This is a genomic window from Streptomyces sp. NPDC017095 (assembly GCF_044332325.1).
In the GTDB taxonomy this organism is placed as follows: domain Bacteria; phylum Actinomycetota; class Actinomycetes; order Streptomycetales; family Streptomycetaceae; genus Streptomyces.
Genome location: NZ_JBIROU010000012.1, coordinates 51057 through 65077, shown reverse-complemented (window position 1 = coordinate 65077; position 14021 = coordinate 51057). Strand labels below are relative to the sequence as shown.

Here is a 14021-nt window from a genome sequence, read left to right as displayed (position 1 = left end):
GTCGCCGTCGGGTACGGCGGTCAGTCGCGCCAGGTGTCGTTCAGCGCGACCAGGCCGGCGGAGCCGACCGTGGCGGTGCGGTTGGCGCCGCTTTCCCAGGTCACGTTGCCGCTGCCGTCCTTGCGGAGGTACTTGTACTCGAACGACGTGCCCGCGGGCAGCGAGACGTCGAGCTTCCAGACGGGGTAGTTCGCGGGGTCCAGCTTCAGGGCGCCGGCGGGGTTCCAGTTGCCGAGAGCGGAGTTGTTGCCGACCACGTAGATGTTCTGGCCCATCTGGGTGGTGGCGTTGACGCGGAACGACGCTCCGGTGGCGGTGTTACCGCTGTCGCCGGAGCCGCTGCCCGAGCCGCCGCCGCAGGTCTTGGCGCCGACGTGCAGGGCGAGGGCCGTGTTGGCGCCGAGGGTGGCGGTGAACTGTCCGGAGGAGTTGACGGTGACGCCCTTGCCGCTCTGCACGTCGCAGTAGTCACCGGCGGGCAGGGAGGTCTGGAAGGTGCGGGTCAGGGCGGAGCCTTCGTGGTTGATGGCGACGTACGCCTTGTCGCCGCGGCCGAAGGCGATCTGGTTGTTGCCGTTGTCCCACCAGTCGGTCACCGCGCTCCCGGCGGCCGTGTTGCGGAACTTGACCATGCCCGCTATCTCGCGCCAGGCGTGCTGGCACTTCCAGCCGTCGCTGTAACAGGCTTTCACCTGGCCGTTGTTCGGGCCGCCGGCGGACGTGTCGCTGAACTCGTAGCCGGAGTGGACGTCGGGTGAGCCGTAGGGCCAGGCCAGCATGAAGACGTGCGCGAGGCTGTAGTTGGCGCCGTCCTTGTAGGTCAGGGTGCCGCCGTTGCGCTCGGTGTCGTGGTTGGTGACGAAGACGGACGCCTTGTCGGACCGGACGTAGCCCCAGGCCTCGCCGAAGTTCTTCAGCTCCGCCAGCTTCTCGTTGTTGAAGACCCGCTTGAGGTCGTAGGCGTAGCGGAACTCCTGGACGTCACCGGTGTTGTAGAACTCGGGCGGCTGCACGGCCTCGCCGGAGGCCCCGATGGTCTCCTGCTTCCAGTAGACGCCGGGGTTGGTGAGCCGGGACTTGATGTTGGCGAGGTCCTCCTCGGCTATGTGCTTGGCTCCGTCGATCCTGAAGCCGTCGACGCCGAGGGAGAGCAGGTCGTTCAGGTAGCCGGCGATGGTCTTGCGGACGTACTCCTCGCCGGTGTCGAGGTCCGGCAGCCCTCCCATCTCGCAGTGCTGCACGCTCCAGCGGTCGCTGTAGTCGGTGATGCTGGTCTTGCAGTCGTCCATGTCGGCGGACGAGTAGGTGCCGGGGTAGTCGTACTTGCTGAACGACGACCCGGCGGTGCCGGTGCCGGAGGCGTTGGCCATGTGGTTGATGACGGTGTCGGCGACCACCTTGACGCCCGCGGCGTGACAGGTGTCCACCATGCTCTTGAAGTCGGTGCGGTCGCCCAGCTTGGTGCCGATCTTGTAGCTGACCGGCTGGTAGGACGTCCACCAGGAGCTGCCCTGGATGTGCTCGTTGGGCGGGGAGACCTGGACGTATCCGTACCCGTCCGGGCCCAGTTCGTCCGTGCACGCCTTCGCGACGGACTGGAAGTTCCACTCGAACATCACCGCGGTGACGTCCTTGCCGCCGGGCGCACTGGCCTGCGCCGGCGTCGGTGCCGTGACGGCCACAGCGGCTCCCGCCAGAAGGGCGAGTGCAGCGGCCACGGGCTTCTTGGCCATGGTGTCTCCAGTTTGGGGAGTGGGGTGATACCGGAGGACAGCCTCGGTTGACAACGCGCCGTGCCAGGGGAAGGCCGTTCGTTGGTTCTTGCTGCAAGAAATTGCGATCGAGACCGTACGGCGCCGCTTACCGCAGGTCAACCCCTGGGGACGAATGACCAGTTGATCAGGCAATAGTTAAAGCCCGTGTGCGTAATCCCTTTCGCAAGAGTTTCAGCGGTGTTACCTTCGACGGACTCCGGCCCCCGGCCGCGGGGTGCACCACCCGTGCCCCCGACGCGCCCGGCCGTCCGGGCCGGAGCCCCTGACCACCGTGGACCGGACCTCGCGCCCCGACGGGGCGGAAGGGGCGTCGGATGGCACACTCCCCGGCGGACCGGCACGGACGTCCCGGCCGCTGCCCGCCCCTGTTCAGACCGCCACGAGCAGCGGCTCCCACCACGACCGGTGGGTCCGGTACCAGTCCACCGTCGCGGCCAGCGCCGAGGCGAAGTCGGTCCGCGGCCGGTAGCCCAGCTCCGCGGTGATCTTGCCGTGGTCCACCGCGTACCGGCGGTCGTGGCCCTTGCGGTCCGCGACGTGCGTGATGCGGCCGGGGCCGGCACCGCACCGGTCGAGCAGCTGCCGCGCCAGCTCCAGGTTGGTCAGCGAGGTGCCGCCGCCGATGTTGTACGTCTGGCCCGGCCGCCCGCCCGTGCGCACCAGCTCCACCGCCCGGACGTGGTCGTCCACGTGCAGCCAGTCGCGCACCTGCCGGCCGTCGCCGTACAGCGGCACGCTCCCGCCGGTCAGGAGCGTGGCCACGAAACGCGGGATCGCCTTCTCCGGATGCTGGAAGGGGCCGAAGTTGTTGGAGCAGCGGGTCACCCGGACGTCCAGGCCGTGGGTGTGATGGTGGGCGAGCGCGACGAGATCCGCGGCCGCCTTGGACGCGGCGTACGGCGAACTGGGCCGCAGCAGGTCCTCCTCCCGCGCGGCACCCTCGGGTATCGAGCCGTAGACCTCGTCGGTGGAGATCTGGACGAAGGTCCGCACGCCGTGCCGCAGCGCCGCGTCCAGCAGCGTCTGCGTGCCCACCACGTTGGTCCGGGTGAAGCCGGAGCCGTCCTCGATGGAGCGGTCCACGTGCGACTCGGCCGCGAAGTGGACGATCTCGTCGTGCCCGGCGGCCAGCCGCCGCACGGTCGCGGTGTCGCAGACGTCGCCCTGCACGAAGGCCAGGCCGGGATGGCCGCGCACCGCGTCCAGGCGGGCCAGGCTGCCCGCGTAGGTCAGCTTGTCCAGCACGGTGACCGTGACGCCGGGCGGCCCGTCCGGGCCGAGCAGCGCCCGGACGTAGGCGGACCCGATGAAACCGGCTCCGCCGGTGACGAGGATGCGGGAAGTCATGACGTGAGCTGCACCTTGCTGTGGTCGCCGAGGACGAGACGGTGGGCTTGCGGAGGCCGGGGCGCCGCCGCCACGACCGCTTCCCGGCCGATGAGCGACTGTTCGATGCAGGGAGCGCCCTCCACGCGCGCGCCCCGCAGGAGGACCGAGAAGGAGATCGCGCTGTCCTCGATCCGGCAGTCCTCGCCGATGGCGGTGTACGGCCCGACGCTGGAGTTGCTGATGACTGCCCCGGGTCCGATCACCGCCGGCCCGACGATCCGCGAGCCCTTGACCACCGCGCCCTCGGCGATGCTGACCCGGCCCACCAGGACGCTGTGCGCGTCGACCTTGCCGTCGACGCGTCCCTCCAGCCGGTCCAGGACGTGCCGGTTGGCCTCCAGCAGGTCGTCCACGCTGCCGGTGTCGCGCCACGGCATGGTGGTGGTCTCCGCGCGGACGCCGAGGCCGCGGTCGATCAGCCACTGGACCGCGTGGGTGAGTTCCAGTTCACCGCGGCCGGAGGGGGCGATCGCGCGCACCGCCTCGTGCACCGCGGGGGTGAAGGCGTAGACCCCGATCATGGCGAGGTCGCTGCGCGGCTGTTCCGGTTTCTCCTCCAGCCGCCGCACCAGTCCGTCGCCGTCGACCTCCGCGACGCCGAAGGCGGTGGGGTCGGGGACCGCGGTGAGCAGCAGCCGGGCGGCGTCCCGGCCCGCCCGGGAGCGCCGGACGAACTCGGTGACCCCGCCTTCCAGGTAGTTGTCGCCGAGGTACAGCAGGAAGTCGTCGTCCTGGAGGAAGTCCCGGGCGATCAGCACCGCGTGCGCGAGACCGAGCGGTTCGGGCTGGTGCAGATAGGTGACGCGCAGGCCGAAGGCGGAGCCGTCCCCCACGGCACGGCGGATGTCGTCGGCGTGGCCGCCGACCACCACTCCCACGTCCACGATGCCGGCGTCGGCGATCGCCCGCAGGGCGTAGTGCACCACCGGCTGGTTGGCGATGGGGAGGAGCTGCTTGGCGCGGGTGTGGGTGAAGGGCCGCAGTCTGCTGCCCGTGCCGCCGGCCAGGACCAGGGCCTTCACGTCGGCCACCGGAGTCGCGGAGGGGGCTGGGTCTGTGGTCTCACGGATCTCTCCTCGAACGGAAGTCGCGGTGTCACCGGTGGAGCTGGTCCTGACTCAAGCAGAGGACACCGACCCCACGCAAGAGACAACTGAAACTTTCAGCAATCTCTTGCAAGGAGCTGCGCTTCGGTGTTTGACTCACTCCCGGCACCGCTCAAAGGCGGTGCCCCGCACAGCAGTTCGCACCAGAGGTGGGGAGCAGCAGTGACAGGACGGCACCAGCGGGAACGGCTGGAGCGCGAGGCCGGACATCTGGCACCGGGCGCCTCCGAGGAGGCGGCCGTGGGACGCCGGGTGTTCGCCGAGGGACGGGGGCCGGTCCTCACCGATCTCGACGGCAACCAGTACCTGGACTTCGCCGCGGGCACCCTGACGCAGTCCCTCGGACACGGCCATCCCGAAGTCGTCGAGGCCCTCACCGCGCAGGCCCGGCGGCTGTGGAACGTGCACGACTCGGCGACGCCCGACCGGGCCGGCCTGCTGGAGCTGCTGGCCCGGCTGCTGCCCGAACAGCTCGACACCTACGCCCTGTTCTCCACCGGCGCGGAGGTCGTCGAGGCCGCGTTGCGCGTGGTGCAGGCGACCGCCGCACCGGGCCGCAACCGGATCGGGGCGCTGCGCGGCGGGTTCCACGGCAAGACGATGGGTGCGCGGATGCTCGTGCACTGGGACATCGGCCACCAGGCCTTCGCCGGCAACTCCGTCCTCGGCTACGCGCCCTACTGCTACCGCTGCCCGCTGGAACTCACCTACCCGTCCTGCGGGGTGCGGTGCGCCTCGCTGGTGCGCAAGCACATCGCCGACAAGCCCAACGTCTCGGCGCTGGTCTTCGAGCCGGTCCTCGGCGCCGCCGGGGTCATCGTCCCGCCCCCGGGCTACTGGGAGCAGATCGCCGACGCCTGCCAGGCAGGCGGGGTGCTGCTCGTCGCCGACGAGGTACTCACCGGCGGCGGCCGGACGGGCACCTTCCTGGCGAGCGAACAGTTCGGCGTGGAACCGGACCTGGCCGCCTTGTCCAAGGGCCTGGCCAGCGGGTTCCCCTTCGCCGTCCTGGCGGGACGGGCGGACCTGCTGCACCATCCGGCGGCCTCCGGGGCGGGTGCCTACGCGTCGACGTACGCGGGCAACCCGCTCGGCATCGCGGCCGCCCGCGCCACCCTGGAAGTCATCGAGCGCGACCGGCTGCTGGAGCGCGTGCGCGTCCTCGGGGACGTGCTGCACGAGCGGCTGACCGCGCTGGGGGCCCGCTTCGAGAACCTCGGCGAGGTGCGCGGCCTGGGGCTGCTGTACGGGCTGGAGTTCGTCACCGACCGGCACAGCCGCACCCCGGCGCCGCACCTGGCCCGGGCCGTGTACACCACCGCCCTCGACCTGGGTCTGCGCGTGGCCCTCGGCGGGCACATCCTGCGCCTGGCACCGCCGTTCACCATCGACGAGCCCCTCCTGGAGGAGGGCGTCGGGCTGCTCGAAGAGGCTCTGGAGCGGGTGCTGTCGTGATCGTCGCCGAGAACCTCGTCAAGGAGTTCCGGCTCGCCGAGCGCAAGCCGGGCCTGGCGGGCAGTCTGTCCACCCTGTTCACCAGGCGGCACCGGATCGTCCGCGCGGTCGACGGCGTGTCCTTCACGATCCCGGCCGGCTCGAAGACGGCGTACATCGGCGCCAACGGGGCCGGCAAGTCCACCACGATCAAGATGCTGACCGGCATCATGACGCCCACCAGCGGGCGCTGCGTGGTGCGCGGCATCGAGCCCTACCGGCACCGGCAGGCCAACGCCCGCGGCATCGGGGTCGTCTTCGGCCAGCGCAGCCAGCTGTGGTGGGACCTGTCCGTGCCGGACTCGTTCCGCATCCTGCGGCGTATCTACGACATCCCCGACCCGGTGTACCGCCGCAATCTCGCCCTGTACCGGGAGCTGCTCGACATCGACGCCCTCGGCACCACGCCCGTGCGCCAGCTCAGCCTGGGCCAGCGGATGCGGGCGGAGATAGCGGCGAGCCTGCTGCACGATCCGCAGGTCGTCTTCTGGGACGAGCCCACCATCGGCCTCGACATGGTGCTCAAGGACGCGGTGCGGCACCTGGTCAACCACGTCCACCGGGAACTGGGCACGACCGTCGTCCTCACCAGCCACGACATCGCGGACATCGCCGCGATCTGCGACAGCGCCCTGGTCGTCGACCGGGGCCGGGTGGTGCACCAGGGCAGCCTGCGCGAGCTGCTGCACACCGCCGGCCGGCGCTGCGTCCTGTTCGACCACCGGGGCGGCCCCGGACCCGGGCAGGCCTGCGCGGACATCGAGCGGGGGCTTCCCGGGGTGAGCGCGTCCGCCACCGAGGACGGCCGGATCAGGGTCGACTACCCGGCGGAGGCGTTCACCTCCCGCCAGGTGCTCGCCTTCCTGCTCGACCACTTCGACCTGGCGGACTGCTACGCGCCCGAACCCGACCTGGAGGACGTCCTGCGGCGGATCTACGCCGGCGAGCACCGCGCGCCGGCCACGGCGGACACTCCGGGCGCGCGCCGGGAGGGTGCCGTATGAGCGGCTCCCCCGCCCGGCCGCGGGAGGTTCCCGGGCCCGTGCCGCCGACCGCGCGCGTCCGGCGCTACCTGCCCTTCGCCACCGGCGGACTGCAGTCCCTGCTCCAGTACCGCTCGACGTTCGTGACCACCGGCATCACGGCCGCGGCCGGCGCGGCGGTCACCGTCTTCCTGTGGCGGGCCGTGTACGCGGGCTCCCCGCCCGGCGGCGGACCGGGCGGCTTCACCACCGAGGGCATCACCACCTATCTGCTGATGGCGCAGGTGCTGCAAGTCCTGCACGCCAACCGGGTGGACGACGAGGTCGCGGCCGACGTCTACCGCGGCGACGTGGCCGTGATGCTGGTGCGGCCCGTCAGCTACCCGGTGATGCGGTTCTTCGCCTGCCTGCCGGTCGTCGCGGCCAACGCCGTCCTGGTCGGCGTTCCCGTGCTCGCCCTGTTCGCCCTGATCGTGCCGCTGTCCGTGCCGCGGCCCGGGGACGTGTTGCTGTTCCTGGTGTCCACCGCGCTGTCCGTCCTGCTCGCCTTCCTGGTGAACCTGCTGACCGGGATGACGGGATTCGTGACCACGAACACCTGGGGGGTGCGCATGGTGAAGCAGAGCGTGGTCGCCTTCTTCGCCGGGCAGCTGGTCCCCCTCGCGCTGATGCCGCGACCGCTCGCCGCGCTGGCCGCCGCGCTGCCCTTCCGGGGCATGGTCGACGGCCCGCTCACCCTGCTGCTCGGCCGCTACGACGGAGTGGCCGGCGCGGCCGACGTACTCGCCCGGCAGCTCGGCTGGGCGGCCGGCCTCACGCTGCTGAGCGCCGTCCTGTGGCGGGCCTCGCTCAGCCGGCTGGAGGTGCTCGGCGGATGACCGGCACGGTGTGGCGCCATGTGCGGCTGGCCTTCTTCCTCGGCGGGGTCGGGCTGCACCGGCTGAGCGCGTACCGCATGGACTTCGCCCTCGGGGCGGGAGCCTTCCTGGTGCGGGTGGGCCTGCAGACGGCGGTGGTGGGGCTGGTCTTCCGCCAGGTGCCCGCGGTGGGCGGCTGGAGCTACCACGAGGTGCTGTTCCTGCTGGGCTTCTCGCTGCTGCCGCGCGGCCTGGACCACCTGTTCACCGACCAGCTCTGGGAGCTGGGCCGCAAGCTGGTCCAGCGCGGTGAGTTCTACCGCTATCTGATCCGCCCGGTGAACCCGCTGTTCTCCCTGCTGTCGGAGCGGTTCTTCCACCCCGACGGGCTCGGCGAACTGGCGGTCGGCGCCGCTCTGGTGGGCTGGTCCGGCAGCGCGATCGGGCTCGACCTCACCCCGGTGCAGTGGGCGGTCGCCCCCTTGCTGGTGCTGTGCGGCGCGCTGATCCACACCTCGGTGAAGCTGCTGTTCGCCTCGCTGTCGTTCTGGACCGTCACCAGCCTGCCGTCGATGTACGCGGCCGGGCAGGTGTCCGAGTTCGCCGCCTACCCGCTGGACATCTACCACCCCTCGCTGCGCGCCCTCCTCACCTGGGTGCTGCCCTTCGCCTTCACCTCGTACGTGCCGTGCGTCTACCTGCTCACCGGTGCCACCGGGCGGGTGGTCTGGCTGCCGGTGGTGACGGCGGGCGCCCTCGCCGTCGCCCTGACCGTGTGGCGACGCGGTATCAACGCCTACGAAATGACCGGGAGTTGATCACGCCCGTGATCCGCGACGAACAGCTCGAACCCCTGCTGCGCACCGCGCCGTGGATGCCGCACGACCTGCGCGCCGCCCACCGCTACGAGGTGGTCGACCACGCCGGGCCCGGACCGGACGAACTCCTGCTGATCGTGGCGGCCGTCGGCGGCCCCGCCTCCGGCGAGCGGTTCTTCGTCCCCGTGCACACGGATGCCACCGGTGGCCTGGGCACGGCCCGCGGCGACGGGTCCTCCGGTCTCGCGGCCGTGCGCCGGGTGCTCACCGGTGCCCGGCTGCCCACGGCGCGCGGCGGACACGTGGACTTCCGCCGGTCGCCCTCGGCGCCGGCCGGTGAGCCGCGGTGGCTGCCGTTCGACCAGGGGTGGTCCTCCAACGCCCTGTCCCTGGTCGAGATCGGCGGCTCCGCGTACCTGCACAAGACCTACCGGCGCCTGGACGGGACGATCCGCGAGCCGGAGCTGCTGCGGCTCATGAGCGGCACCGGGCACACGTCCGAGTGGGCCGGGGACTACACGTACACGGCTCCCGGCTCCGGGACCCGGCATCCGCTGGGGGTCCTCTACCGCCGCGCGCCGGGGCACGGGATCGACGTGCCGCTGCGCGAGAACCTGCGCTCGCTGTGGCCGCGGCTCACCGACGGCACCGCGCCGGACCCGCTCGTCCGCGCCCATCTGCGTCCGCTCCACGGCGGGCTGCGCGCCGCCGGGCGTTTCCTGCCCGCCTTCCACCGGGACCTGGCGGCACGCCTGGGCGGCCCCGCCACCGGTTACCCCGTGGCCGACGCCCTGCGGCGGGCCTCGGCGCGGCTGGCCGGGCTGGCCCGGGCCGACATCGCGCTCCCGCCCGCCGCCCGGAGCGCGGCCTTCCACGCCCTGGACGCCGAACTCGCCTCGCTGAAAGCCGCGTTCGGCGACCAGGAGACGGTCCCCGGCGCCGGCCCGTGCCACGGCGACCTGCACCTGTCCCACCTGCTGTGCGCCGATGCGGCCGACGGCACCTGGCGGATGCGCGTGATCGACCTGTCCACGCCCGCCCTCTCCCCGGACGACCCCGGGTACGCCGCGCAGTCGCCCCTCCAGGACCTGGTGGCCGTGCAGCGCGCGCTGGAGTACTTCGCGGCCGACGAGGCGGCCTTCGAGAGCGCCCGGCGCCTCGGCATCGACTCGGCCGAGACCATGAACGGCTCCCTGGACGGCGCTCCCGCCCTGTCCCCCGCCCGCCGGGCCGTGCTGGAGGGCGTCTTCCGCACCGCCGACACCTGGCGCCGGCAGGTCCTGGACCTGCTGCTCGGCCCCACCCCCGACAGCCCGCTGCGGCGGCTGCTGTACCTGCGCCGGCTCCTGCACGAGCTGGGCTACAACCACGACCACGCCCGGCCCTACCACGCCGCGATCGACCTGCGCCACGCGCTCGCGCTGGCCTCCCCCGCCCCTTCCACCCACGCGAGGACATGACCGTCGTGAACGCGCCCCGGATGCACATCATCGAGACGTATTTCGAGTGCTGCGGATTCGACCACACCTTCCTTCAGGGCGGCACGTCCGTGTACCTGTGGAACCTGTCGAAGGCCTTCGCCGCACGCGGCCACCGGGTCTCCATCGTCACCCCCGCGCACGGCAGGCTCGACGACCTGCGCCGGCGCTACGAGGTGGAGGACCTGCCCTACGAGGACGCCTACACGCTGCCGGTGGCCCTGGACCCCCGCGTCTGGCGGGAGTTCCCGGCGCAGGTGGAGCTGGACCTGCGCACCACCGCCCACCGCATCCGCCTGGCCGGTGTGGACCTGTACTTCCTCTCCAACGAGTACCTGAACCGGCTGCCCGACACCTTCTACCCGCCGTACTCGGCCAAGGGCCGGGACCTGGTGTTCCTCAAGCCGCTGGTGTTCCAGGTGGACAGCGTGCGGTTCCTGCGCGGCTGGTTCGGCGACGAGAAGGCCGTCGTCCACGCCCACGAGCCGTACTACCACTACCTGCTGCCGGCCGCCCTGCGCGACGACCCGACGAAGCTGGTCGTCAGCAACGTGCAGAGCAACATGCCGATCGCCAAGAAGGTGTACGCGCCCGAGGTGGAGGGGCTGTTCGAGCTGCTCGACGTGGACGTCAAGCTGCCGGGCGCCGATCCCGGGCACGGCGTGCCCGATGCGGTCGTCCAGTACCAGCAGCTCACCCACCTGCACTACACCTACCCGCCGGACCACGTCGCCCTCTACGAACTGACCGCCGAGCACGCCGACCTGATCGACTTCCTGTCGCCGGGCCAGCTCGACTTCTACGCCGGCTTCGCCGACACGCCGTTCGAGCCGTTGTTCCGGCAACTGCCGATCGCGGACGTGGTGCGCCGCAACGCCCACAAGATGTTCGTCGGCGGTTGTGCCATCTCCGACCAGTGGCTGGCCTGGGACCCGGCCGGGGTGGACCGGGCGGAGGTGCTCGGCGGCCTCGGTCTCGACCCGGCGCTGCCGACGTTCTTCCACAACGCCCGCTACGCCGTCCACCACAAGGGCCAGGTGGAGCTGATGCGGGCCGTGGACCGGGTGCTGGGCGAGGGCCTGGCGGCCAACTTCGTCATCCGCTGCATCTCCGCCGACGGCGTCGACGACCCGTTCTTCCACGAGGTCGCCGCCCGCCACCCGGGCCGGCTGCACTTCGAGTGGGAGCGGGTGGAGGAGGCCCGGGTGTTCTCCTTCGCGGCCGCGTCCGACTTCGCCCTGTTCCCCTCCAAGTTCGAGATGGACACCTTCCTGATCGCCCAGGGCGAGGCCATGGCCGTGGGCGCCGTGCCGATCGCCACCGACCAGCGCGGCATGGAGCACTTCCGGCACGCCGACGGCCCGGAGACGACGACCGGCTTCGCCGTGAACCGCTCCTTCGCCGAGGACGACGAGCTGCTCACCGCGGCGCTCGCGGAGCGCATCCGGCAGGCGGCGGCCCTGTGGACGAACGACCCGGGCCGCTACCGCGAGCTGTCCGAGCGCGCCGCGGCCGTCGCCCGGACCTTCACCTGGGACCACTGCGCCGACCTGCACCTGGCGGCGTTCACCCCGCTGTGGGAGGGCCGTCCCGCCGTCCTCTCCCCCGAACTGGCCCTGCGGCACGGGTGGTTCGACCTCCTTCCCGACGAGCAGGTCACCACGGCGGCGGCCGTCGCGCACGGGGACATCGCCGCCTACGAGCGCAGCGCCCCGCTCGACGCGGACGCGGCGCTGCGCATGTTCCGCGCCGCGTGGGAGCGGGCCGACTTCGCCGCCTGCGAGCGGGTCCTCGCCCGGCTGCCCGAGGCGGTGCCCGCCGCGGAGACCGACCGGCTGCGCACCCGCTGCCGGGTCCTGGCCGACGGCCGTCTGGAGTACCGCCTCCCGCACGCCGAACGGGTGGAGGCCGTCGAGGCACGGCCGGGCTCGGCCAGAGCCCTGCCCGCCGTACGCACCCTGGAACGCACCGGGCCGGGAGTCTTCACGGGCCCGGCGCCCGAGGCCGGCGGCCTGCTGCTGCTCACCCTGTCCTCCGGCCGTGTGACCTGGGACGAGGTGCGTCATGGCTGATCTGCGCACCGTACGCGCGGTGCTGCTCGCGGGCGGCGAGGGGCGCCGGATGGGCCCGCTCGGCACCGGGCGGCTCAAACCGCTGGTCCCCTACGGCGGCACCTGCCGGCTCATCGACTTCAGCCTCGCCAACGCCCGCGCCTCGGGTCTGCCGGAGGTGCTGCTGCTCTCCCAGTACGAGGAGCGGCTGCTGATGGACGACCTGCACCGGGTGTGGAACACCGGGCCGGACTTCCGTGTGCACTTCGGGCCGTACGACGTGGCCTACCGCGGCCGGGAGCTGCCCGGGGAGCTGCCGGAGCGCACCTGGCCGCCGGAGCGCGGCACCGCGGACGCCCTGATCCGCAAGGCCGAGTACGTGTTCACCGAGGGCGTCGAGGACGTCCTCGTCCTGCACGCCGACCACGTCTACCGCTACGACTACGGCCCGCTGGTGGCGGCGCACCGGGCGTCGGGCGCCGCGCTGACCGTCGCCTACCAGCGCATCGACCCGCGCTGGGTGCACCTGTTCGGCATGGTCCGCTTCGACGGCGGCGGCCGGCTCGCGGAGTTCGTGGAGAAGCCCGCGCACCCGACCTCCGACCTGGTCTTCGCGGCGTTCTGCGTCTTCGACGCCGGAGTGCTGCGCCGCTACCTGACCGACCTGGACGGCACCGACTGGCAGCACGACATCAGCCGGGACGTGATCCCGGCGATGCTGGCGGCCGGAGAGCACATCCGCGGCCACGAGGTGCGCGGGCACTGGGAGGACATCGGCACCGTCGAGCGCTACCACCGCGCGCACCTGGCGCTCGCCGCCGGGCCGCGGGCGCCGCTGCCGGTCGGGCGGATGCCGTGGACACTGCGGCCCGGCACCGGGCGGAGCTGGGTCGCCGAGGCCCCCGGGGTGCGGGCGTCCGTGGTCCCGTCGGACCTCGTCAACGCCGGGCTCGTCGCGGACAGCGTGCTCTTCCCCGGGGTCCGGGTCGGCGCCGGGGCCCGGGTGCGGCGCAGCGTGGTGCTGCCCGGCGCGGTGATACCGCCGGGCGCCGACATCGACGGGGCGGTCGTCCTGGAGGACGGACACATTCAGCACGTTGCCGAAGGAGTGAGCGCATGACCCTGCCCGAACACCACAGCGGTGCCCGGCGTCCGAGCGACTACGACGTCCTGGTGGTCGGCGGGGTCGGGGTGGACACCATCGTGCGCGTGGACGAACTGCGCGTGCCGCCGGGCGACTCGGTCTTCGTGGAGCCGTTGCGGGACTACGTCGGGCACACCGGCAACGGCGTGGCGCTCGGCTGGCACGCGCTCGGCCTGCGCACCAAGTTCATCGACTTCCTCGGCGACGACCCGCAGGGCCGGATGGTGCTGGAGCACTACGCCCGCCAGGGCCTCGACTTCAGCCATCTTCTCTCACCGCACGGCACCCCGCGCTCGGCGAACCTGGTGGACCCGCAGGGCCGCCGGTTCTCCTTCTACGACGGCCGGCACCCCGCCGACCTCAGGCTGCCCCGGGACTTCTACCTGCCCTTCCTGGAGCGGTCGGCCCACGTCCACCTGTCGATCATCGGTCACAACCAGGACATGTACGAGGACATCCACCGCCTCGGCGTGACCAGCTCCACCGACCTGCACGACTGGGACGGCCGCAACCCGCACCACCGCACCTACGCCCTCGCCTCCGACTACGTCTTCCTCAGCGCGGCGGCGATCCACGACCGCCTGCCCACCGTGCTGCGCTCCGTCGTCGACGAGGGCCGGGCCCGTTTCGTGGTGGCCACGGACGGCGCGGACGGCTGCTACCTGCTGGAGCGGGGCCGGGACGAGATCCGCCACTTCCCCGCCGTACGCCCCGAGCGGCCGGTGGTGGACACCAACGGCGCCGGTGACGCGTTCGTCACCGCCTTCCTCCACTCCTACCTGGAGGGACGCGCGCCGGAGGAGTGCGTGCTGGCCGGCTCGGTGGCCGGGGCGTTCGCCTGCGCGAGCGCGGGCACCCACACCGAGTTCATCGATCTGCCGGAGCTGCGCGCGGCGAGTGCGCGCGCCGCGGCGAGCCGGTGAGGG

Annotated in this window: 11 protein-coding genes; 8 read left to right on the top strand and 3 right to left on the bottom strand. The window is 72.2% G+C overall.

Annotated features, from left to right (window positions below; genetic code table 11):
- Positions 1 to 20 precede the first annotated feature (20 nt).
- The 3 genes from ACH4OA_RS23755 to ACH4OA_RS23745 form a co-directional block, all read right to left on the bottom strand.
- A complete protein-coding gene (locus ACH4OA_RS23755) occupies positions 21 to 1733 on the bottom strand; it encodes a carbohydrate-binding module family 20 domain-containing protein (RefSeq protein WP_397970673.1) in 1713 nt (570 codons plus the stop codon).
- 411 nt (positions 1734 to 2144) lie between these two features.
- Positions 2145 to 3122, bottom strand: coding sequence for a dTDP-glucose 4,6-dehydratase (gene rfbB, locus ACH4OA_RS23750; RefSeq protein WP_397937306.1), 978 nt, complete (start codon positions 3120 to 3122; stop codon positions 2145 to 2147).
- A complete protein-coding gene (locus ACH4OA_RS23745; RefSeq protein ID WP_397970926.1) occupies positions 3119 to 4186 on the bottom strand; it encodes a glucose-1-phosphate thymidylyltransferase in 1068 nt (355 codons plus the stop codon). Before ACH4OA_RS23745 ends, rfbB begins: the two co-directional genes overlap by 4 nt.
- Before the next feature lie 246 nt (positions 4187 to 4432).
- Here ACH4OA_RS23745 and ACH4OA_RS23740 point away from each other — a divergent pair, with 246 nt between their 5' ends.
- Genes ACH4OA_RS23740 through ACH4OA_RS23705 form a run of 8 tightly spaced genes read left to right on the top strand, consistent with a single transcriptional unit; the run spans position 4433 to position 14018 of the window.
- Positions 4433 to 5725 (top strand): aspartate aminotransferase family protein, encoded by a 1293-nt coding sequence (locus tag ACH4OA_RS23740; protein ID WP_397937304.1) that lies wholly within the window; start codon positions 4433 to 4435, stop codon positions 5723 to 5725.
- Complete coding sequence (locus ACH4OA_RS23735) at positions 5722 to 6768, top strand: ATP-binding cassette domain-containing protein (protein WP_397970671.1); 1047 nt, start codon at positions 5722 to 5724, stop codon at positions 6766 to 6768. The genes ACH4OA_RS23740 and ACH4OA_RS23735 overlap by 4 nt, the downstream gene beginning before the upstream one ends.
- A complete protein-coding gene (locus ACH4OA_RS23730) occupies positions 6765 to 7625 on the top strand; it encodes an ABC transporter permease (RefSeq protein WP_397970669.1) in 861 nt (286 codons plus the stop codon). Before ACH4OA_RS23735 ends, ACH4OA_RS23730 begins: the two co-directional genes overlap by 4 nt.
- Positions 7622 to 8422 carry an ABC transporter permease gene (locus tag ACH4OA_RS23725; RefSeq protein WP_397937299.1) on the top strand — a complete coding sequence of 267 codons (801 nt, stop codon included), beginning with the start codon at positions 7622 to 7624 and terminating at the stop codon, positions 8420 to 8422. The genes ACH4OA_RS23730 and ACH4OA_RS23725 overlap by 4 nt, the downstream gene beginning before the upstream one ends.
- Positions 8419 to 9882: a hypothetical protein gene (locus tag ACH4OA_RS23720; RefSeq protein ID WP_397970667.1), complete on the top strand. Its 1464-nt coding sequence runs from the start codon at positions 8419 to 8421 to the stop codon at positions 9880 to 9882. Before ACH4OA_RS23725 ends, ACH4OA_RS23720 begins: the two co-directional genes overlap by 4 nt.
- Positions 9879 to 11972: a glycogen/starch synthase gene (locus tag ACH4OA_RS23715; RefSeq protein ID WP_397970665.1), complete on the top strand. Its 2094-nt coding sequence runs from the start codon at positions 9879 to 9881 to the stop codon at positions 11970 to 11972. Before ACH4OA_RS23720 ends, ACH4OA_RS23715 begins: the two co-directional genes overlap by 4 nt.
- The gene (locus tag ACH4OA_RS23710; RefSeq protein ID WP_397970663.1) at positions 11965 to 13071 is read left to right on the top strand and encodes a sugar phosphate nucleotidyltransferase; all 1107 of its coding nucleotides are present in this window, start codon (positions 11965 to 11967) and stop codon (positions 13069 to 13071) included. The genes ACH4OA_RS23715 and ACH4OA_RS23710 overlap by 8 nt, the downstream gene beginning before the upstream one ends.
- Positions 13068 to 14018 (top strand): carbohydrate kinase family protein, encoded by a 951-nt coding sequence (locus tag ACH4OA_RS23705; protein ID WP_397970660.1) that lies wholly within the window; start codon positions 13068 to 13070, stop codon positions 14016 to 14018. The genes ACH4OA_RS23710 and ACH4OA_RS23705 overlap by 4 nt, the downstream gene beginning before the upstream one ends.
- The last annotated feature ends 3 nt before the right edge of the window (positions 14019 to 14021 follow it).

Bases quoted from the DNA above. Each gene is read 5' to 3' on its own strand.
- ACH4OA_RS23705 (WP_397970660.1), top strand. From the start codon at position 13,068: ATGACCCTGCCCGAACACCACAGCGGTGCCCGGCGTCCGAGCGACTAC.
- ACH4OA_RS23710 (WP_397970663.1), top strand. From the start codon at position 11,965: ATGGCTGATCTGCGCACCGTACGCGCGGTGCTGCTCGCGGGCGGCGAG.
- ACH4OA_RS23715 (WP_397970665.1), top strand. From the start codon at position 9,879: ATGACCGTCGTGAACGCGCCCCGGATGCACATCATCGAGACGTATTTC.
- ACH4OA_RS23725 (WP_397937299.1), top strand. From the start codon at position 7,622: ATGACCGGCACGGTGTGGCGCCATGTGCGGCTGGCCTTCTTCCTCGGC.
- rfbB (WP_397937306.1), bottom strand. From the start codon at position 3,122: ATGACTTCCCGCATCCTCGTCACCGGCGGAGCCGGTTTCATCGGGTCC.
- ACH4OA_RS23730 (WP_397970669.1), top strand. From the start codon at position 6,765: ATGAGCGGCTCCCCCGCCCGGCCGCGGGAGGTTCCCGGGCCCGTGCCG.
- ACH4OA_RS23755 (WP_397970673.1), bottom strand. From the start codon at position 1,733: ATGGCCAAGAAGCCCGTGGCCGCTGCACTCGCCCTTCTGGCGGGAGCC.